At 69.3% G+C, this 17388-nt stretch carries 21 protein-coding genes and 1 tRNA gene; 8 read left to right on the top strand and 14 right to left on the bottom strand.

The genetic code is table 11. The features are described 5' to 3' along the window. The first annotated feature begins 59 nt into the window (after nucleotides 1-59). From WEF05_00965 to WEF05_00955, 3 genes are read left to right on the top strand one after another with little or no spacing between them, the layout of a single operon-like run. On the top strand, nucleotides 60-1058 hold the full coding sequence (locus tag WEF05_00965; protein MEX1100468.1) for a GDP-mannose 4,6-dehydratase: 999 nt from the start codon (nucleotides 60-62) through the stop codon (nucleotides 1056-1058). Beyond that, nucleotides 1055-2113 carry an MraY family glycosyltransferase gene (locus tag WEF05_00960; GenBank protein MEX1100467.1) on the top strand — a complete coding sequence of 353 codons (1059 nt, stop codon included), beginning with the start codon at nucleotides 1055-1057 and terminating at the stop codon, nucleotides 2111-2113. The genes WEF05_00965 and WEF05_00960 overlap by 4 nt, the downstream gene beginning before the upstream one ends. A gap of 19 nt (nucleotides 2114-2132) precedes the next feature. After that, the gene (locus WEF05_00955; protein ID MEX1100466.1) at nucleotides 2133-3788 is read left to right on the top strand and encodes a polysaccharide biosynthesis tyrosine autokinase; all 1656 of its coding nucleotides are present in this window, start codon (nucleotides 2133-2135) and stop codon (nucleotides 3786-3788) included. 18 nt (nucleotides 3789-3806) lie between these two features. On the opposite strand, the gene WEF05_00950 is transcribed toward WEF05_00955, so the two are convergent. The 4 genes from WEF05_00950 to rplJ all read right to left on the bottom strand — a co-directional run bounded on the left by WEF05_00950 (nucleotide 3807) and on the right by rplJ (nucleotide 6347). Further along, the gene (locus WEF05_00950; protein ID MEX1100465.1) at nucleotides 3807-4733 is read right to left on the bottom strand and encodes an NAD-dependent epimerase/dehydratase family protein; all 927 of its coding nucleotides are present in this window, start codon (nucleotides 4731-4733) and stop codon (nucleotides 3807-3809) included. A 49-nt stretch (nucleotides 4734-4782) separates the two neighbouring features. Then, nucleotides 4783-5202 (bottom strand): helix-turn-helix transcriptional regulator, encoded by a 420-nt coding sequence (locus WEF05_00945; protein ID MEX1100464.1) that lies wholly within the window; start codon nucleotides 5200-5202, stop codon nucleotides 4783-4785. A 174-nt stretch (nucleotides 5203-5376) separates the two neighbouring features. Continuing rightward, entirely contained in the window at nucleotides 5377-5772 is a 396-nt protein-coding gene (gene rplL / locus WEF05_00940; protein ID MEX1100463.1) for a 50S ribosomal protein L7/L12, read from the bottom strand. A 5-nt stretch (nucleotides 5773-5777) separates the two neighbouring features. After that, a complete protein-coding gene (gene rplJ / locus WEF05_00935) occupies nucleotides 5778-6347 on the bottom strand; it encodes a 50S ribosomal protein L10 (protein ID MEX1100462.1) in 570 nt (189 codons plus the stop codon). A gap of 221 nt (nucleotides 6348-6568) precedes the next feature. On the opposite strand from rplJ, the gene WEF05_00930 reads away from it, so the two are divergent. Beyond that, entirely contained in the window at nucleotides 6569-6937 is a 369-nt protein-coding gene (locus WEF05_00930) for a response regulator (protein ID MEX1100461.1), read from the top strand. Nucleotides 6938-6979: 42 nt separating this feature from the next. On the opposite strand, the gene WEF05_00925 is transcribed toward WEF05_00930, so the two are convergent. Together WEF05_00925 and WEF05_00920 are read right to left on the bottom strand one after the other, a co-directional pair. Next, on the bottom strand, nucleotides 6980-7351 hold the full coding sequence (locus tag WEF05_00925; protein MEX1100460.1) for a type II toxin-antitoxin system VapC family toxin: 372 nt from the start codon (nucleotides 7349-7351) through the stop codon (nucleotides 6980-6982). Further along, the gene (locus WEF05_00920; GenBank protein MEX1100459.1) at nucleotides 7348-7629 is read right to left on the bottom strand and encodes a CopG family transcriptional regulator; all 282 of its coding nucleotides are present in this window, start codon (nucleotides 7627-7629) and stop codon (nucleotides 7348-7350) included. Before WEF05_00920 ends, WEF05_00925 begins: the two co-directional genes overlap by 4 nt. Before the next feature lie 63 nt (nucleotides 7630-7692). On the opposite strand from WEF05_00920, the gene WEF05_00915 reads away from it, so the two are divergent. Continuing rightward, on the top strand, nucleotides 7693-8841 hold the full coding sequence (locus WEF05_00915; protein ID MEX1100458.1) for a hypothetical protein: 1149 nt from the start codon (nucleotides 7693-7695) through the stop codon (nucleotides 8839-8841). A 20-nt stretch (nucleotides 8842-8861) separates the two neighbouring features. Here WEF05_00915 and rplA read toward each other — a convergent pair whose 3' ends face one another. The 5 genes from rplA to WEF05_00890 all read right to left on the bottom strand — a co-directional run bounded on the left by rplA (nucleotide 8862) and on the right by WEF05_00890 (nucleotide 11573). Beyond that, a complete protein-coding gene (rplA, locus tag WEF05_00910) occupies nucleotides 8862-9596 on the bottom strand; it encodes a 50S ribosomal protein L1 (GenBank protein MEX1100457.1) in 735 nt (244 codons plus the stop codon). Further along, nucleotides 9593-10027: a 50S ribosomal protein L11 gene (gene rplK, locus WEF05_00905; GenBank protein MEX1100456.1), complete on the bottom strand. Its 435-nt coding sequence runs from the start codon at nucleotides 10025-10027 to the stop codon at nucleotides 9593-9595. The genes rplA and rplK overlap by 4 nt, the downstream gene beginning before the upstream one ends. 66 nt (nucleotides 10028-10093) lie before the next feature. Further along, complete coding sequence (nusG, locus tag WEF05_00900; GenBank protein ID MEX1100455.1) at nucleotides 10094-11125, bottom strand: transcription termination/antitermination protein NusG; 1032 nt, start codon at nucleotides 11123-11125, stop codon at nucleotides 10094-10096. Nucleotides 11126-11190: 65 nt separating this feature from the next. Further along, on the bottom strand, nucleotides 11191-11460 hold the full coding sequence (gene secE / locus WEF05_00895; GenBank protein MEX1100454.1) for a preprotein translocase subunit SecE: 270 nt from the start codon (nucleotides 11458-11460) through the stop codon (nucleotides 11191-11193). Between the two features lie 39 nt (nucleotides 11461-11499). After that, nucleotides 11500-11573 (bottom strand) — tRNA-Trp (locus tag WEF05_00890). 136 nt (nucleotides 11574-11709) lie between these two features. Here WEF05_00890 and WEF05_00885 point away from each other — a divergent pair. Both WEF05_00885 and WEF05_00880 read left to right on the top strand, forming a co-directional pair. After that, on the top strand, nucleotides 11710-13356 hold the full coding sequence (locus tag WEF05_00885) for an O-antigen ligase family protein (GenBank protein MEX1100453.1): 1647 nt from the start codon (nucleotides 11710-11712) through the stop codon (nucleotides 13354-13356). 109 nt (nucleotides 13357-13465) lie between these two features. Further along, nucleotides 13466-15127: a hypothetical protein gene (locus WEF05_00880; GenBank protein ID MEX1100452.1), complete on the top strand. Its 1662-nt coding sequence runs from the start codon at nucleotides 13466-13468 to the stop codon at nucleotides 15125-15127. Between the two features lie 151 nt (nucleotides 15128-15278). On the opposite strand, the gene WEF05_00875 is transcribed toward WEF05_00880, so the two are convergent. Together WEF05_00875 and WEF05_00870 are read right to left on the bottom strand one after the other, a co-directional pair. Next, nucleotides 15279-15746, bottom strand: coding sequence for a MaoC/PaaZ C-terminal domain-containing protein (locus WEF05_00875; protein MEX1100451.1), 468 nt, complete (start codon nucleotides 15744-15746; stop codon nucleotides 15279-15281). Further along, nucleotides 15743-16150 carry a MaoC family dehydratase N-terminal domain-containing protein gene (locus tag WEF05_00870; GenBank protein ID MEX1100450.1) on the bottom strand — a complete coding sequence of 136 codons (408 nt, stop codon included), beginning with the start codon at nucleotides 16148-16150 and terminating at the stop codon, nucleotides 15743-15745. Before WEF05_00870 ends, WEF05_00875 begins: the two co-directional genes overlap by 4 nt. A gap of 134 nt (nucleotides 16151-16284) precedes the next feature. Between WEF05_00870 and WEF05_00865 the strand changes: the two genes are divergently transcribed. Continuing rightward, complete coding sequence (locus tag WEF05_00865; protein MEX1100449.1) at nucleotides 16285-17097, top strand: response regulator transcription factor; 813 nt, start codon at nucleotides 16285-16287, stop codon at nucleotides 17095-17097. A 52-nt stretch (nucleotides 17098-17149) separates the two neighbouring features. On the opposite strand, the gene rpmG is transcribed toward WEF05_00865, so the two are convergent. After that, entirely contained in the window at nucleotides 17150-17314 is a 165-nt protein-coding gene (rpmG, locus tag WEF05_00860) for a 50S ribosomal protein L33 (GenBank protein MEX1100448.1), read from the bottom strand. Between the last annotated feature and the right edge of the window lie 74 nt (nucleotides 17315-17388).

Below are 17388 nucleotides of genomic sequence, written 5' to 3'. Positions count from 1 at the left end.
CGGGGGGTTAGATTCGGGCGAACGCCCGCCCGGGCCCCTCCCCGACCCGAGGATCCACATTGCGATACCTGATCACCGGAGGAGCCGGTTTCATCGGCTCGCACCTGTCCGACGCCCTGCTGCAGCGCGGGGACGCCGTGACCGCCCTCGACGACGAGTCGACCGGCTCCACCGACAACATCCGTCACCTCCTCGACCATCCCAACTACTCCTTCCGCCGCGGCACGATCCTCGACCATCCGCTCGTGTCGATGCTCGCGGGACAGGCGGATGCGATCGTGCACCTGGCCGCCGCGGTCGGGGTGAAGCTGATCGTCGAACGCCCTCTCGAGTCACTGATCACCAACATCCGGGGAACCGAGATCGTGCTGGACGCGGCGGCCCGCGCCGAGTGCAAGGTGCTGATCACCTCGACCTCGGAGATCTACGGCAAGAACGTCACCGGTCCGCTGCACGAGGACGCCGACCGGATCCTCGGCTCGCCCTACAAGTCCCGCTGGTCCTACAGCACCGCGAAGGCCGTGGACGAGATCCTCGCCCATGCCTATTGGCGCGAGCAGCAGCTCCCGACGGTCGTGGTTCGGTTGTTCAACTGCGTCGGTCCGCGACAGACCGGCGAGTACGGCATGGTGGTCCCCAGCTTCGTCCGCCAGGCCCTCCGCGGCATCGATCTGACGGTATACGGCGACGGCCGGCAGCAGCGCTGCTTCTGCCACGTCCACGACACGGTCGATGCGTTGCTCGGGTTGTTAGGTCACCCCGGCGCCGTCGGAGAGGTGTTCAACGTCGGCGCCTCGTACGAGGTCTCGATGGAGGATCTCGCGCGCCGCGTGATCGAGGCGACGGGATCGTCGTCCCGCGTCGTGCACATCCCCTACGACGAGGCGTACGAGGAAGGCTTCGAGGACATGCAGCGACGGGTTCCCGACATCGCACGGATCCAGGCGCTGACGGGATGGCGGCCGACGCGTTCGCTGGACGAGATCTTGAGCGACGTCGTCGCCTTCGAGCGAGCCCGCGGCCAGGTTCCGGACCTGGGACGCGAACGAGCCGGATGAGCGAACCGCTCCGGTACCTCCTCGCGTTCGGCCTGACGTTCGTGGGCGCCCTCGTCCTCACTCCCTTCGCGGCGCGACTCGCCCATCGGACGGGAACGATCTCCCGGCCCCGGGACGACCGGTTCCACCGGTACGCCACTCCCTACCTCGGCGGCCTCGCGATCGCCGGCGGACTCGTGCTCACCGGGGCGATCACGACCGGGATCGAGGCGCAGATCGTCACGATCCTCGTCGCGGGGCTCGCGCTCGGCCTGCTCGGCCTGCTGGACGACGTCCGCAGCGTCGGGCCGATCGTGAAGCTGACCGTCGAGGCGGGCGCGGGGCTCGCCCTATGGTTCGCGGGGGTCCGCGCCGGGTTCTTCGGGGTCGAGGCGCTCGACGCTGCCGTGACCGTCCTGTGGATCGTGGCCGTCACGAACGCGATCAACCTGCTCGACAACATGGACGGCATCGCCCCCGGGGTCGTCGCGATCTCCGCACTCGGGTTCTTCGCGATCGCGGCAAGCGAGGGCGACTACCTCGTCGGCGCCCTCGCCCTCGGGGTGGCCGGCGCGAGCCTCGGGTTCCTCCGGTACAACTTCCCGCCCGCGAAGATCTTCCTCGGTGACGCGGGCTCGTTGATGATCGGGTTCCTGCTCGCCGCGCTGGGACTGAAGCTCGACCTGGTCGGACCGGACGTAGTCGTGCGTGCGGTGATCCCGGCGCTGCTCCTCGCGGTGCCCCTGTTCGACATGCTCCTCGTGATCGTCGCCCGCACTCGCGACGGTCGACCCGTCTACCAGGGCGGCACCGACCACGCCGCGCACCGTCTGTCGGCCCGCGGCTTCTCGCCTCGCGGCGTGGCGCTCACGGCATTCGCGGTCCAGCTCGTCTGCTCCGCCCTGGCGTTCGTGCTGTACCGTGCGAGCGATGGCATCGTGCTGGCGGCCTCGCTCGTGACGGCCGCCGCCGCGCTCGTCGCGTGGTCGATGTTCCTGCGGATGGAGGGCGTCGTCCCCGGTCTGCGAACGCCCCATCCCGAGCCCGTCCACCCTCAGGCCCCCAGCGCGGGCTAGACTTCCCTTCGGAGGCAACGTGCAGGAACCGACCCGGCGACCCCCCGCGAGCAGCGACCTGCGAGAGCTGGTCGGCGTCCTGCGCAAGCACCGGCCGTCGATCTTGCTGATCACCGGTGTCACGGTGATCGCTGCCCTGTTCCTGTCGTTCCGCCAGACACCGATCTACGACTCGACCGCGCAGGTGCTCGTGAAGCCCACGAACGCCAATCAGGTCCTCGCCGGCGTTCCGGCCGCATCCCTGATCAGCATGGACACCGAGCGGGGGATCGCCGAGTCGAGCGCCGTCGCCAACATCGCGGCCGGCGAGCTCGGCAGCATCGACGCCGCGCAGCTGCAGGAGGCCACGGACGTCACCGTTCCCACGAACACACAGTTCCTCGACATCACCTTCTCCGACCCCGACCCGGCGCAAGCGCAGGCGGGAGCCCAGGCGATCGCCGTCTCCTACCTCGGCTACCGGGAGGAGCAGGCGATCGAGGACGCCGCCACCGCGGCACAGGGTTACCAGCAGCGGATCAAGGAACAGGAGATCGAGCTCGCGGGCGAGCGGAAGCGTCTCCGTCAAGCGAAGGAGAACTCGCCCGAGGCGTTCGAGATCCAAGCCGACATCGACCAGATCGATCGTGAGCTCGACATCCTGCGGGCGCAGCTCACCCCCCTGCTCGCACAGGGGGTCGACGCGGGCGACATCATCGCGGCGGCACAGCTCGCGACCTCCCCGTCAAGCCCGAACCACATGCGCAACGGCCTGCTCGCGCTGATCGTCGGACTGGCGCTCGGTGTCGGGTTCGCGTTTTTGCGCGAACGCCTCGACGACCGCCTTGCCGGTCGCGAAGACTTCGAGGAGCTGACCGGATCGCCCGTGCTCGGCGTGGTGCCGTCCGTTCCCGGCTGGAAGAAGAAGGACGAGCCGAACGTTCCCGCGCTGTCCCAGCCGAAGGGTGGTCCGGCCGAGGCCTACCGCACGATCCGCACGAACCTGCAGTTCATGGCACGGAGCGGAGAGTTCAAGACCGTGATGATCACGAGCGCGAGCCTGGGTGAAGGCAAGACCACGACGAGCGCCAACCTCGCCGTGACCCTGGCCCAGACCGGCAAGCGGGTGATCGTGGTCGGCGCCGACTTGCGCAAGCCCCGGATCCATCGCTTCTTCCGCATGCCGAACGATGTCGGAGTGACGAGCGTACTTTCCGGGCAGACGCGGATCGGGGAAGCCGCTCGGAGGGTCGGCGGGCTGGACACCCTGCGCGTGATCCCGAGCGGCCCCGTACCGCAGAACCCCGCCGAGCTGCTCGGCTCCGAGGCGATGGACCAGCTGTTGCACGACCTGCGTGACAACGCCGACTTCGTGATCCTGGACACCGCCCCGGTGCTCGCGGTGTCGGACGCGCTGATCCTGGCGCGGCGCAGCGACGGGATCGTGATCGTCGCCGACGCGGCGACCACGAGCCGTTCCGCCGTGGCGCACGTTCGCGATCAGCTCGAGCAGGTCGGCGCCAACATCGTCGGCGGCGTATTCAACAACTTCGATCCGTCGACCGCGAAGTACTACCCGAGCTACTACCGCTATTACTACAGCTACCAATACCGTCCCGAGAACGAGCCCCAGCCGACCACGTCGGGGAACGGCCGGACCGCGGGCCAGCCCGACCCCTCGGAGATGTGGCGCTGACCGCTCCGGCGGGACACCTCAGGCGCGGAACGTCTCGACGGTCGTGCGCAGTCCCTCCTCGATCGGCACCGCGGGGCGGTGGCCGAGAAGTTCCGCCGCGAGCGACACGTCGGCGTCGGTGACGCGTACATCCCCCGCCCGTGCCGGCTCGCGGATCGGCTCGGGACGGGCGTCGGTGAGGTCGGCGATCAGCTCGAGCAAACGGTTCACGCTCGTGGGCGTCCCGCCTCCGCCGACGTTGAACGCGCGGCCCAACGCCTCGTTGGGCGCGTCGGCGGCGCGGAGGTTCGCATCGACCACGTCGTCGATGAAGGTGAAGTCACGCGCCTGCTCTCCGTCCCCGTGGATCACGGGCGGCGTACCGGTGAGGCACGCGGTGATGAACCGGGGCACCACGGCCGCATACTCGCTCTGCGGGTCCTGTCCCGGCCCGTAGACGTTGAAGTAGCGAAGCGCGACCGTGGGAACACCCATCGAGATCCACCAGGCGCGGCAGTAGGCCTCGCCGGCGAGCTTGCTGGCGGCGTACGGGCTCTTCGGGCGCGGTTCCATCGACTCGACGTGCGGGGCCCGCTCCTGATCGCCGTACACCGACGAGGACGAGGCGAACACGACCCGTGCTCCCTCGGAGCGTGCCGCCTCCAGCACGTGCAGCGTTCCCTCCACGTTGACCTGGGTCGTCAGCTCGGGCTGCTCGATCGAGCGTGGAACCGAACGCTTCGCGCCCTGGTGGAAGATCACCTGCACGCCGCGAGCCGCATCGGCGACGGCGTCGGCGTCGCGGAGGTCGGCCTCGACCAGCCGCATCCCGGCCGCGCGCGCGAGGTTGGCCCGAGGTCCGTCGGAGAGGTCGTCGAGACCGACCACCTCGTGGCCGCCGTCCAACAGCGCGGCGGCCAGGTGCGACCCGATGAATCCGGCGGCGCCGGTCACGAGAGCCCGCATCGCGCGGCAGGTTACCTGCGCACGGTTGGCACCGAGGTGGTGGTGCGGCTCAGTCCTCGCCCAGGAACGCGCCCACGACCGCCATCGAGGCGGCGGGGATCGCGTCGTCGGCCTTCGTGCCGCGCTCCTGGGCGGTCTTGGCGGCCAGCAGCATGTCGGCGAGCGCGTCGGCCATCTTCACGCCCTGTTCCGGCGAGTCGATCTCGACGCCGCGCGACTGAAGCTGCGCGAAGAACGCCTCGAGCACGGCACGATCGTCGCCGAGCAGGCTGGCCTCGGAGACGTTCAGGGCATCCGAGAGCCGCTCCAGGGTCTGGATCGACGGCGCGACGTGGCCGTTCTCGTACCGCGAGAGCCGGGCCTTGGGGATCCCCGAGATCTCCTCGAGATCGGACTGGCTGAGCCCCGCGTCCAGGCGAGACGCACGCAGGCGCTGACCGAAGTTCTTCCCATCCTTGCGAGGTGTCACGAACTCTCCTCCTACAGGGTTGTGCTTTGGAACCACGGCGAACGCGGGCCACGATAGCACCAACGGCCGCCCCGTAGGAACGGCCGTTGGTCGACAGAGTCGGCCCGGGTCATCGATCCGGACCCCGCTCCTCTGCGAGGCAACGCCTCGCCGGGAACCTGCGCGTTCGGTCGGCTACTTGACCTCGACGGAGGCGCCGGCGCCCTCGAGGGCTTCCTTCGCCTTGTCGGCTGCGTCCTTGTCGACGCCTTCGAGCACCGGCTTCGGTGCGTTGTCCACGAGGTCCTTCGCCTCCTTCAGGCCGAGGCTCGTGAGCGCGCGCACCTCCTTGATCACCTGGATCTTCTTGTCCCCTGCACCGGTGAGCAGCACATCGAACGTGCTCTGCTCGCCAGCACCGTCGCCGTCGGCCTCGCCGCCCGCGCCACCCGGCGCGGCCATCATCACCGGCGCGGCCGCGGCCGCCTGGACATCGAAGGTGTCCTCGAACTGCTTGATGAACTCGGACAGCTCGAGGAGGGTCATCTCCTTGAACGCGTCGAGCAGGTCGTCGCTGGAAACCTTGGCCATCTCGGTCACTCCTCCTTCTCACCGTCATCCGCCGAGGCCTCGGAAGCCCCGCCGGTCGTCTCGTGAAGCTTCTCCTTGTACGCCTCGAGCAGGCCGAGGAACTTGCCCTGGAGCGCCTGGAAGATCGACGCCGCGCGAGTCATGTCGGCCTGCATCATCCCGGCCAGCTGCGAGAGCATCTCCTCCCGCGACCGGAGCTTGGCCAGCGCCGCAGCCTCCTCGGCCGACAGGAGCTTGCCGTCCATGAAGCCGCCCTTGATCTGGAGCGACTCGAACTTCTTGGACGCCTCGGCGACCCGCTTGGCCGCGAGCACCGCGTCGCCCTTGATGAACACGGCGGCGGTGGGCCCGGTCAGCAGCACGTCGAGGACCTCGAGCCCGGCCTCGTCGACCGCGCGCTTGAACAGCGAGTTCTTCACGACGGCGAACGACGCGTTGGCCTCGCTGAGACCCTCGCGCAGTTCCTTCGTGTCGCCGACGGTCAGACCGCGGTAGTCGGTGAGCAGCAGGGCGTCTGCGCCCTCGATCCGCTCTTTCAGGACCGCGACCTTCTCGATCTTCTCCGGTTTCGCCATCTGGCCTCCTGAAATGGAAAACGCCCCCGCAGGCAGCGAGGGCGAACGCGTTCCGGCGCGACCGTGGTCGTGGAGCTGGTCGAGCGATCTGCGATCCGATGACCTCGGCAGGTACCCCGGAGGGATTACGCGCGACGTGCGTGCGCCCCTGCTGTCTGCGGCTCGGACGAGGCTACCAGCGGGGTTCCGCACTGTCAGAGCCCGGTGCTACGGTTGCGTACATGGACACACCCGCCACCTGGGCAGCACTCGGCGTGCTCGCCGCGTTCTCCAGCGCGGTGATCGCGATCCTCGGGTGGCAGAGCACGCGCATCGCGCGACTCGAGCACCGGTTCGAAAGATTCGAGGCGAAGGTGGACGAGCGGTTCGATCGCGTGGACGAGCGGTTCGTCCATGTGGACGAGCGATTCGTCCATGTGGACGAGCGGTTCGATCGGGTCGACGAGCGATTCGTCCATGTGGACGAGCGGTTCGATCGCGTGGACGAGCGGTTCGACCGGATCGATGCCCGCCTCGACGGGACGAACCAGCGGATCGACGGCGTCAACGCGCGACTCGACACCCACGTCGAGGGGCGCCACGCCGGCTGACGCGCGACGCGGTCCGCCACATGTCGGGCCCCGTGCCGATCGTCAGTACGGCGGGCGCAACCGCGGGAACATCGGGTAGCGCCGGACGTTCGTCGTCGCGACCTTCAACCCGAGCTGCGAGGCGGTCGCGGCGATCAGCAGATCGGCGCTCGAGATGCCGGGATGGCTCCGCCGGTACTCCCGTCCGAACTCACCGGCCGCGCGGGCGACGACCTCTCCCACGGGTTCCCAGCGCAACGTATGGAACAACCGCTCGGTCGCACCACGTTCGCGCGATCGAAGGCCCCTGATGATCTCGACGCGCGTGATCTCCGAGCACACCGGGACCTGGGAGAGGCTCGTGAGGTACTCGAGAGCCTCCGGGCTGCCGCGCAGCACGTCGATCACGACGGTGCTGTCGAGGACCGTGCTCACCCGTCACGCTTCCGATCGAGCTCGTCCTGTCGCTCGGCGTCAGCTCGTCGGATCTCCTCCACGTACTCCGACCCCGGCGGGAGGTGGGCCGCGCTCCCCGCCAGTTCCGCCAGTGCCTCTCTGAAAGCTTCGAGCCTCCCCGCTTCGCCCTCGCCGAGCCCGAGGTAGGAATCGATCGCTTCCCGGATCAGGTCTGACTTCGTCCTGCCGAGCGCACCGGCCCTCGACTCGAGCACCTCGTCCTGATCGTCCTCGAGGTAGATCTGGGTGCGCTTCATGATGTATGTAGTATACATCGCGTGGCTTGAGCGAACGAACGACCTGATGTTCGATGGACCGAGATGGATCGGGGACCCACCTCCCGCACCGCTGACATCCGGCCCTCGCGCGGCCGGGTCCGTTCCTCGGTTCTGTCTCTGGCGATCGCCGCGACCCTCGTCCTCACCCTCGCACTTACGGCGTCGGCGCTCGTTGCCTCGAGCCCCGACCCCACGTGGCAGGCGAACGACCGGGTGACCGCGATCGTCCAGGTCGGAGACGTCGTCTACCTGGGCGGGCGGTTCACGAGCCTTCACGACGGCGATGGCGACTCGGTGTCCCGGGATCACCTCGCCGCGATCGACCTCAAGACGGGTGAGCCCACCGGGTGGGACCCGCCGGTCGAGGGCGAGATCCTCGCCCTCGCGGCCTCACCCGACGGTGACCGCATCTTCGTCGGAGGTGCCTTCGATGAGATCGGCGGCGAGGACCGGCGGAACCTAGCCGCGGTCGACGCGACCACGGGCCAGGTCGTCGACCCCTGGAGCGCCCGTCCGAGCGCGTCGGTGCTCGCGATCGCGACCTCGGGCACGCGCGTGTTCGTCGGAGGTCGCTTCAGCACGATCTCCGGTGTCTCGCGGCCGCACCTCGGCGCGGTTCTCGCATCGAACGGACAGGTGGTGTCCGCCTGGGAGCCGGGGGCCGTCAACGGCACCGTGTACGCGGTCGCGACCCCCGGACCTCGGGTCGTCTTCGGTGGAGACTTCTCGCACGTTGACGGGACCTCCCGCCGGTTCCTGGCCGTTGTCCGTCGTTCGGACGGCAGCCTGATGCCGTGGCGGAACCCGCCGCCGAGCCAGACGAGGGCGCTCGCGGTCGAACCGGGCGACCCCGACCACGTGTACGCCGGGAACCGCGCGAACGAGATCGTCCGGTACGTCGCCCGCAACGGCCAGGAGGAATGGGACCGGCACGGCGACGGCGACGTGCAGGCGGTGGCGGCACTCGACGGGGTGGTCTACGGGGGCGGTCACTTCGATGCGTTCGACGGGCGCGCCGAACCGAAGCTCGTGGCGTTCACCACGAACGGCGCTCATCTCGACTGGAACGCCGCCGCCAACTCGGCCACCGGCGTGTTCGCGATGGCGGTCGGCACGCACCTGTCGATCGGCGGCGACTTCACCCGCGTCAACGGGAGCGCCCGGGAAGGCTACGCCGCGTTCGGGGACTGACGGAGAGGCCCGAACCCGCGTCAGGCGCTTGCTGCTGCTGCCGCGCTCGCTTCCGCGTCCTTCAGGTGCGTCGGATCCAGCGGGATCCCCGGGCTCATCGTCGAGCTCAGCGTCGCAGATTCCACGTAACGGCCCTTCGCACCCGAGGGCTTCGCGCGCAGCAGCTCCTCGACCACCACGAGGTAGTTCTGCAGCAGCGACTGCTCGGCGAACGACTTCTTCCCGATGATCACGTGGACGTTGCCAGTGCGGTCGGTGCGGTACTCGACCTTGCCGCCCTTGATGTCGGCGACGGCCTTGCCCACGTCCTGGGTCACCGTCCCGGTCTTCGGGTTGGGCATCAGTCCGCGCGGCCCGAGCACGCGACCGGCCTTACCGACCGTGGCCATCATGTCCGGGGTGGCGACGGCGGCCTCGAAGTCGATCGTGCCCTTGACGACCTCCTCGACGAGCTCCTCGCCCCCGACGAGGTCGGCTCCGGCCTCGGTCGCCTCGCGTGCCTTCTCGCCGGTGGTGAACACCGCGACGCGGACCGACTTGCCGGTGCCGTTCGGCAGGCTCACGGTCCCACGGACCAGCTGATCGGCCTTCTTCGGGTCGACCCCCAAGCGGAACGCGACCTCAACGGTCTCGTCGAACTTCGCGTCCGGGAACGCCTTCAGCAACGCGAAGGCTTCGCCGGGAACGTACGCGCGTTCGCGATCGAAGCCCTTGGCCGCCGCGCGGTAGCGCTTGCCGTGCGTGCGCTCGGTCATGCGTCCACCTCCACGCCCATGCTGCGCGCCGTTCCCGCGATGATCCGCATCGCCATCTCGACGTCGTTCGCGTTCAGGTCGGGCATCTTCTGCTCGGCGATCGTGCGCACTTGATCCTGCGTCAGGCGGCCGACCTTGTCGCGGTTCGGCTCGCCCGATCCGGACTCGATGCCGGCGGCCTTCTTGATCAGCTCGGCGGCCGGCGGCTGCTTCGTGATGAACGAGAACGAGCGATCCTCGTAGATCGTCAGCTCGACCGGGATGATCTGGCCGGATTGCTGCTGGGTCGCCTCGTTGTACTGGCGGCAGAAGTCCATGATGTTCACCCCGTGCTGGCCCAGCGCGGTACCGACGGGCGGAGCGGGGGTGGCCTGGCCGGCCGGGATCTGGAGCTTGACGAGGGCCATGACGGGCTTGGTGGGTGGGGCCATGTGCTGTTCTCCTCCTGCGGTACCAGCGGTCGCAGCGTTCGCGCGACCTCCCGCGGGTCGAGCCGGCTAGACCTTCGCTACCTGGTCGAACGACAACTCGACCGGTGTTTCGCGGTCGAAGATGTTGACGAGCACCTTGAGCTTGGCCTGGTCGGCATTGATCTCGTTGATCGTTCCGTTGAAGTCGGCGAACGGCCCGGAGATGATCCGCACCACGTCGCCCTCTTCGAAGCCGAGGCGAACCTGCGGCTTGGTCTCCTCCTTCTTCACCACGAGGATCTTCTCGACCTCGCGCTTGGAAAGCGGCGTGGGCTTGGTGCCCGTGCCGGCGGAGACGAACCCGGTCACGCCGGGCGTGTTGCGCACGACGTACCAGGAGTCGTTGTCGTAGAGCATCTTCACGAGCAGGTAACCCGGGAAGACCTTCTTCTGGACGACCTGCTTCTTGCCGCCCTTGATCTCCATCACGTCCTCCATCGGGATGTGGACGTCGAAGATCTTGTCTTCCATCTGCATCGTGTGGATCCGCGAGTTGAGGTTCGTCTTGACCTTGTTCTCGTAGCCGGCGTAGGTGTGCACGACGTACCAATCGCCGGGACCCTTGAAGGGGTCGGCGGCGGGCGCGGCCTCGGCTTCGGCCGCGGCGTCCTGCTTGGCCTTCGTCGCCGTCTTCTTCTTCGGCTTCGGCTTCGGCTTCGGCTTCGGCGTCGGGGTCGCGGGTGCGGCCTCCGCTTCGGGCACCGCGATCTCCGCGTCGGCGTCTTCCTCGGCGGTCTCGCTGTCACCGGCCGCCTCTTCGGATCGCTCGACGAACCCGTCGAGGTCGGCGACCGCGTCGTCGGTGGTCTGACTGACCTCGTGGACCGCGGTCACCTCGGCGGACGCCGGCTCGCTGGGCTCGTCGTCGCTCCACTCCTCGCGGACGGGAACGACGGGCGGCTCGCGCGTCGCGGCGGTGTCGGCGACCTCCTGGGACTCGGTGTCGGCGTCCGGCCCCTGCGCGGGATCGCCGTCGACCTCGCCCGGCGCGGTGAGGTCGGTGACCTCGGTCGCCACGGAAGCGGTGTCATCGTCGGTGCGGGTCTGCTCGTCGTCCATGCGGGTCGTCGTGTCCTCTGCGTCGGTGGCTGCGTGGGCTGCGCTGTCGTCGTGACCGATCGTGCCTAGGTGAACAATCCGAGGATCGCCTCGGAGAAGATGTAGTCGAGGGCCGCCACCAGCGAGGTGAGGACGACCACGGAGATCAACACGACGATCGTGTAGCTGATCGTCTCGGGCCGGGTGGGCCAGTTGACCTTCTTGAGCTCCTGGCGAACCTCCTTGAGGAACTGGCGCGCGCCGGTGCGCTTGCGCTTCTGTTCCTGCTGCGTGCGACGTTGCTGGGCGACCGCCTGGGAGCGCTCGGTGCCACCGCGCGACTTCTGTCGCGCCATCGCTCGCTTCGTCTCCCGGTTGCTCATGGTGCTCCCTTGCAGGGGCGGAGGGACTCGAACCCCCAACCGCCGGTTTTGGAGACCGGTGCTCTACCAGGTTGAGCTACGCCCCTTCGAAAGACCCGGTCGGATCGGGGGTCATGCCGAGCTCTCAGTATATGGCCCGGTCCGAGAGCCCGGCAAAGGAACCTGGTCCCCCACCTGCGCCGATGTCCGAGGTCGGTGGGGACCCGTGTGATACTACGCGCCGTGGATGCCCGGGCGCCGATGCACCCCCGGCGGCCGCAAGCCCTCGACGCCGGGCTGTTCCTGGTCGTGGTGGCCGTGCCGCTGGCCTTCACCCCCTTCACCACCTCTCCGTTCGCGGATCCGAAGCTGCTGCTGCTGAGCTTGGGCACGCTGCTGATCTGGCTCGGAGCAGCCCCGGCGGACCGCCGCCTGGCCCTCGCGGCCGGCGCGTGGTTCGGGGTCACGGCCCTCGCTGCCGTGCTCGGGGTCGACCCGCAGCGTTCCCTGACCGGGTTGGAGGGCCCCCTGACCGGTCTGGGCTTGTTCGCCTGTTGCGCCGTGCTCGTGGTCGCCGGCGCGAGCCTGACCCGCGAGACGATCGAGCGGGTCGGCGGGTGGCTCCTGTGGACGGGCCTGATCGTGGGGGCGATCACCCTCGTGTGGCGCCTCGCGCCGGACGTGATCGAGGCCGGCGTGACCGATCTCGACTTCCGTGGGGGCACGGTCGGCAACCCCGTGTTCGCCGGCGCCGTGATCGCGGGCGCGATCGCCGTCGCGCTGGTGCGGGAGCTGTCGCCGCTGCGGCGAGCCGTATCGATCGTCGTCCTCGTCTCCGGGATCTCCGCCGGAGGGGAGCGGGTCGCCTGGCTGCTCCCGATCGTGGCGGTCGTGGCGACATTGTGGTGGGCGCGCGTCGACCGCCGGCGGGCGGCGCTGTTGGCCGGCGGCATCGTGGCGATCCTGGCGGGCTGGGCGCTCGCCGAACCCGTGCTCCCCGAGGGCGCGACGGTCTCCCCCGTGGCGCAGGTGACCAGCTTCGGGAGCGACACGGGGCGGCTCACGGCGTTCGAGGTCCACACGCGCGCCTGGCTCGATCGGCCGGTGCTCGGATGGGGTCCGGGAACGACGCTGAGCGGCTACCGGGCGAACGCGACGGCCGAGCAGATCGACACCGCGGGGATCGCTTGGGACGAGGCGCACAACCTCGTGATCCAGACCGCGTCGCAGTCGGGGATCCTCGGGCTCCTCGCGCTCGGGTGGCTCGTCGTGATCGTCGTCTCGCGCGGGCTCCGCGCGTCGCGCGATGCCGCGTGGGTGATCGGCACCGTCACGGTCTTCGCGGTGTTCTGTCTGTTCGAGCCGTTCAACCTCTCGGTGACGCCGTTGCTGTTCCTGTTCGCCGGCGCGGCCGGAGCGGGCGCGCGAGAGGCGCCCGCCTCACGCCGGTGGACCCGCGTCGCGTACGCGTCGACCGGGATCGTGCTGATCGCGGGGCTCGGGCTGGCGGCGCTGACGTTCGCCGCGTCCGCCTACGAGCGGTGGGGAGCGCGATACGAGGATCAGCCCGCGCTGCGCACCTCGCTCGCGCTGCAGCCATGGCGGGTCACGGCGGGGATGGAACTGCTGCGGGACCTGGCCCTCGACGCTCGGAGCAGGCAGGTCCCGGGGACCGACGAGGAGGCGCGCGAACTGATCGACGACCTCGTCGACGATCGCGGATGGGACCCACGCGTCCGCCCCGCGGCGGCGGACGCGGAAGGGCTGATGGAGGACTTCGGGGCGGCGCGCGGATGGCTGCTGTCCCAGCTCGAGGTCTTCCCCGGCGACGCGGCGATCCTTCCCGATCCCGATGTCGTCGGTCGCGGCGAGGTATCGGGGATCCCGTAGGCGATCCGCCGCTGCCCAATCTGTGCGCGCTCCTACGAGGAGCCGGGCATTCGTGCCCATAGAATCGGCGAGAACGACGCTCCGCACCGGCCCCGGAATGCGAGCGCGCATGCAGAGCACGGACTACCCCCCGGAGGGGAGTGGATCGGCCAAACGCCGTCCCCTCTTCGGCCGCAGCAGCAGCGACACCGAAGACCGGATCGAACAGGCCCTGGCCGAGTACCGAGAGGTGCTCGAACAGCGTTTGGACGAGGGCCTGCTGGCCCTGCAGTCCTCCGCGGCCACCCTGATGCAGGAGATCGCCGCCGAGATGTGGCGTCAAGGTGGCGCCGACGTGTCCGACCCGCAGCAGCGGATCCTCGAGTTCGTCTCCCGAGATCAGGCCGTCCGCGGCTTGATCGCCACGAGCGACGAACGGTTCCAGCAGCTGTCGATGCGCACCGAACGCCTCGAGGGCGAACTGCGCCGTGTCGCCGACGAGAACGGCGAGCTGCGCGACCTGCTGGCCGAGGGTGCGCGGTCGCTGAGCACGATCGCCCAGGCGCCGGCGATCGTCGGCGCGGAGGACCTGCGCGATCGCCTCACCCAGGTCGAGGCCCACATCTCGACGACGATGCAGTACATCCAGGAACGCGATCGCGCGCTCATGGAGAGCATCGGCAGCCAGGTGCGCGAGCACGGCGAGCTCGTGACCTCCGAAACGCGCCGCGTCGTCGAGGGCATGCAGGGCTACGTCACCGAAGGCGTGGAGTCGATCGGCCGGCTCGCCCAGCGGGTCGAAGGCCACATGGAACGGGTCACCGCGCGCGACGATCAGCTCGCGGACCGGATCAGCATGCAGCTGAGCGGCACGCTCGGCGAACAGATCGGGATGATCTACGAGCGGCTGGGGATGGAGGCCCGCACCCTGTCCGACGCCCTCGCGAGCCATCAGCACTGGGTGGGCCAGCTGCTCGACACCCGGGTGATGGGGCTCGCCCAGCTCGTCCGGTCGGACTCGGAGAAACTGCGCGACCGGTTGGTCGAGAGCGCCGCGGCGCAGGACGAGCACATGGGGCGCTTGCTCGACGAGCGGCTCGCCCGCGTTCAGCAGGCCGTCGACACCGCGGTCGTGGACCTGCGCGGAGCGATCAACGGGCAGCTGTCGACGGTCGGTCAACAGGCGGCGGAAGCCGTGGACACCGCGATCGCCGGACGGATGGACGCGACCACCGAGCGGATGGCCGAGAGCGCCGACTCGATCGACCGAGCCCGCACCGCGTTCGAACGGATGCAGGGCGAGGCCGACGAATCGATCGCGCGAACGATCGATCAGCGGATCGGTGCGCTCGCGAAGATGATCCGCTCGGACAACCAGGCGATCGCGATACGGCTGGCCGAGGTGAGCGAACACCAGCAGCGCGAGGTGGAGTCCGACCATCCCCGCCAGACGCTGCGGGCGGTCAAGGAGCTGCAGGCGACGATGGCCGGCGAGATGATGGGGGTCCTCGAACGACAGTTCGGGATCCTCGCGGAGCAGCTGCATCGGGAGACCCAGACGATCGCCGAGTCGCTCGTGCGTTCGAACGACGTGCTGGCCCGCAGGGTCGACGCGGTCGCCGCGAAGGTGCAGAAGGACTCGGGCCGGGACATGGATACCGTCCAGACCGCGATCGAGCGGATGGGCGAGGCGATGCACGCGCTGGCTTCGATCGGCCGCCAAACGGCGGGAGGCGCGGCGGTCGGTGGGTTGGCCGGCGATCCGCGCGGGGACCAGATCGAGCTGCCCTGACCGGCGATCGCGTCAACTCCCTGACGACTGAGCGGGGGCGTGTGCGCGGCGATCGCGTCAACTCCCTGACGATCGGTCAGGCAGCTGACGGTTTCCGGCGAGGAACAGCTCCTACAAGTCGTAAGGCGGCTGACGGCCGCCGCCGCGGCACCTAGCCGAGACGGACCAGCGCCTCGCTGCGGCGGATCGGATCCCCGATGCTCCCGTCGGCACGCTCGGAACGCACCCAGATCTCCAACTTGGCCGTCCGCTCCTCCGGATGGAGCGAGCGGACCCGACCTCCGGCCACCACCGTCTCCCCCGGCGCAACGGTCGCCCGGAACGGCGACTTCAGCTTGACGAGCGCACCCTCGTCTCCGGCCCACCCCACGATGCACGACGCGAGGATCCCCATCGTCAGCATGCCGTGGGCGATCACGCCATCGATGCCCACGGCGCGTGCGACATCGTCGTCCAGGTGCAGCGCGTTGTCGTCGCCCGAGGCTTCCGCGTACTCGCGGATCTGCTCGCGCGTGATCGTCCACGACAGCTCGGGGAGCACGTCGTCCACGGCCACGTCTTCAAAGGGCCGTCGCCGCCGGGCGCGTTCGGCGTCTCGTTCCTGCTGCCGCTGCGTCATGCGTTCGCGCCTTCCGGTTCCCCTCGCTCGAGGAACGTGCAGACCGCGCGGACGACGAGCTCGCCGGCCTCGTCGCGCAGCTCCGACTCGATCGTGCAGAACCCGAGCGGCCCTCGCTGCCGGATCTGCGCGATGTGGGAGGTGATCGTGATCGTCTCGCCGGGGACGAACGGGCGGAACCATTCGTACTCCTGCTCCCCGTGGAGGACGCGCGCGAAATGCAGACCCAGCTCCGGGTCGTCGACGATGTCGGGGAACGCGGTGAATTCCCCCGCCGTCGCGAACGTGGGCGGCACACCGGGCAGCCCGGCGGCTCCCACGGAGTGCGCGAAGTGCTCAACCCTGGCGGGGTCGACCACCAGGGTCACGGGCGGGTAGGTCTTCCCCTCGGCGCCGGCGTTCATCCGCGGCATCCTAGCTGCGGGGCGCCGTAGGCGGCGACGTGGGGATATCGGCCTTCACCCGTGCGCCCCACCAGGAAATAGGGAGAAGAGGGTACGTGACCGCGGCGTCCCACCGGCCTACGATTCGACCCGACATGGCCCGCACCGCTCCCGACGGGAAGCGCGCCGCGTCGAGGGGGGACCACGGATCGGCTGCCGGTTCCGGCACGGGCTCGGGCACACGCGCGAGCTCCAACGGGAAGGGCGAGATCCGCGTGCTGATCGTCGATGATCAGCGCACGTTCGGTGAAGCCCTCGGCATGGCCCTCGGCAAAGAACGCGACCTCACGGTCGTCGAGGTCGTCACCGACGGCGCGGCGGCCGTGGCCGCTTCCGACGAGCTGCACCCCGACGTCGTCCTCATGGACGTGACGATGCCGGGCATGGACGGCATCGAGGCCACCCGCCGCATCAAGGAGGCCGAGCCCGAGACCGCGGTGATCGTGCTCACCGGCGAGCTCGGAGACCTCACGGTCGGCCGGGCGGTTCAGGCGGGTGCCGATGGGTGCTTGCCGAAGACCGAGGCCGTCCTCGATCTCGCCGGCGCCGTTCGCAAGGCCCACGCCGGCGAGGAACTGCTCGACGAGGACCGGGTCGAAGAGAGCCTGCGCAAGCTGCGCCACCGCCGCCAGCAGGACGCCTCGATCGAACAGCGGCTCGAACGGCTCACGCCGCGAGAGATCGAGATCCTCGAGCTCACCGCCGCCGGGCTGTCGAGCGAGAAGCTCTCGGCCACGCTCGGGATGAGCCCGAACACATTGCGCACCCACGTGCAGAACGTGCTCACGAAGCTGAAGGTGCACTCCAAGCTCGACGCGGTGGTGCTGGCGCTTCGGCACGGAGCGATCGAGGGCACGTCCGAGGAGATGATCGACCTCTCCGACGGCGCGAACACGAAGCCGGACTGACGGCCTCCCGGGCAGGGTGGTCAGCGCGCAGGGTGGTCAGCGCGCAGGGTGGTCAGCGCGTTTCGCGGTGAATCGTGTGCGTGCGGCACCAGCGGCAGTACTTCTTCATCTCGAGTCGGTCGCGATCGTTCACGCGGTTCTTGACCGTGTTGTAGTTGCGGCGCTTGCACTGCGTGCAGGCGAGCGTGATCTTCGGGCGGTTGTCGCTCTTGGCCATCGGTCTCCTCGGACTAGGTCAGGATCTTCGTGACGCGTCCGGCACCGACGGTGCGACCGCCCTCGCGGATCGCG

It is taken from the genome of Actinomycetota bacterium (assembly GCA_040881665.1).
In the GTDB taxonomy this organism is placed as follows: Bacteria; Actinomycetota; UBA4738; order UBA4738; family HRBIN12; genus JBBDWR01.
Note: the sequence above shows the minus strand (reverse complement) of the source record. Positions and strands in the feature narration are given on the sequence as shown.

Bases quoted from the DNA above. Each gene is read 5' to 3' on its own strand.
- rplA (MEX1100457.1), bottom strand. From the start codon at position 9,596: ATGACCGAGCGCACGCACGGCAAGCGCTACCGCGCGGCGGCCAAGGGC.
- rplJ (MEX1100462.1), bottom strand. From the start codon at position 6,347: ATGGCGAAACCGGAGAAGATCGAGAAGGTCGCGGTCCTGAAAGAGCGG.
- WEF05_00875 (MEX1100451.1), bottom strand. From the start codon at position 15,746: ATGACGCAGCGGCAGCAGGAACGAGACGCCGAACGCGCCCGGCGGCGA.
- nusG (MEX1100455.1), bottom strand. From the start codon at position 11,125: ATGGACGACGAGCAGACCCGCACCGACGATGACACCGCTTCCGTGGCG.
- WEF05_00960 (MEX1100467.1), top strand. From the start codon at position 1,055: ATGAGCGAACCGCTCCGGTACCTCCTCGCGTTCGGCCTGACGTTCGTG.
- rplL (MEX1100463.1), bottom strand. From the start codon at position 5,772: ATGGCCAAGGTTTCCAGCGACGACCTGCTCGACGCGTTCAAGGAGATG.
- rplK (MEX1100456.1), bottom strand. From the start codon at position 10,027: ATGGCCCCACCCACCAAGCCCGTCATGGCCCTCGTCAAGCTCCAGATC.
- WEF05_00930 (MEX1100461.1), top strand. From the start codon at position 6,569: ATGGACACACCCGCCACCTGGGCAGCACTCGGCGTGCTCGCCGCGTTC.
- WEF05_00915 (MEX1100458.1), top strand. From the start codon at position 7,693: ATGGATCGGGGACCCACCTCCCGCACCGCTGACATCCGGCCCTCGCGC.
- WEF05_00920 (MEX1100459.1), bottom strand. From the start codon at position 7,629: ATGAAGCGCACCCAGATCTACCTCGAGGACGATCAGGACGAGGTGCTC.
- WEF05_00950 (MEX1100465.1), bottom strand. From the start codon at position 4,733: ATGCGGGCTCTCGTGACCGGCGCCGCCGGATTCATCGGGTCGCACCTG.
- WEF05_00880 (MEX1100452.1), top strand. From the start codon at position 13,466: ATGCAGAGCACGGACTACCCCCCGGAGGGGAGTGGATCGGCCAAACGC.
- WEF05_00870 (MEX1100450.1), bottom strand. From the start codon at position 16,150: ATGAACGCCGGCGCCGAGGGGAAGACCTACCCGCCCGTGACCCTGGTG.
- secE (MEX1100454.1), bottom strand. From the start codon at position 11,460: ATGGCGCGACAGAAGTCGCGCGGTGGCACCGAGCGCTCCCAGGCGGTC.
- rpmG (MEX1100448.1), bottom strand. From the start codon at position 17,314: ATGGCCAAGAGCGACAACCGCCCGAAGATCACGCTCGCCTGCACGCAG.
- WEF05_00865 (MEX1100449.1), top strand. From the start codon at position 16,285: ATGGCCCGCACCGCTCCCGACGGGAAGCGCGCCGCGTCGAGGGGGGAC.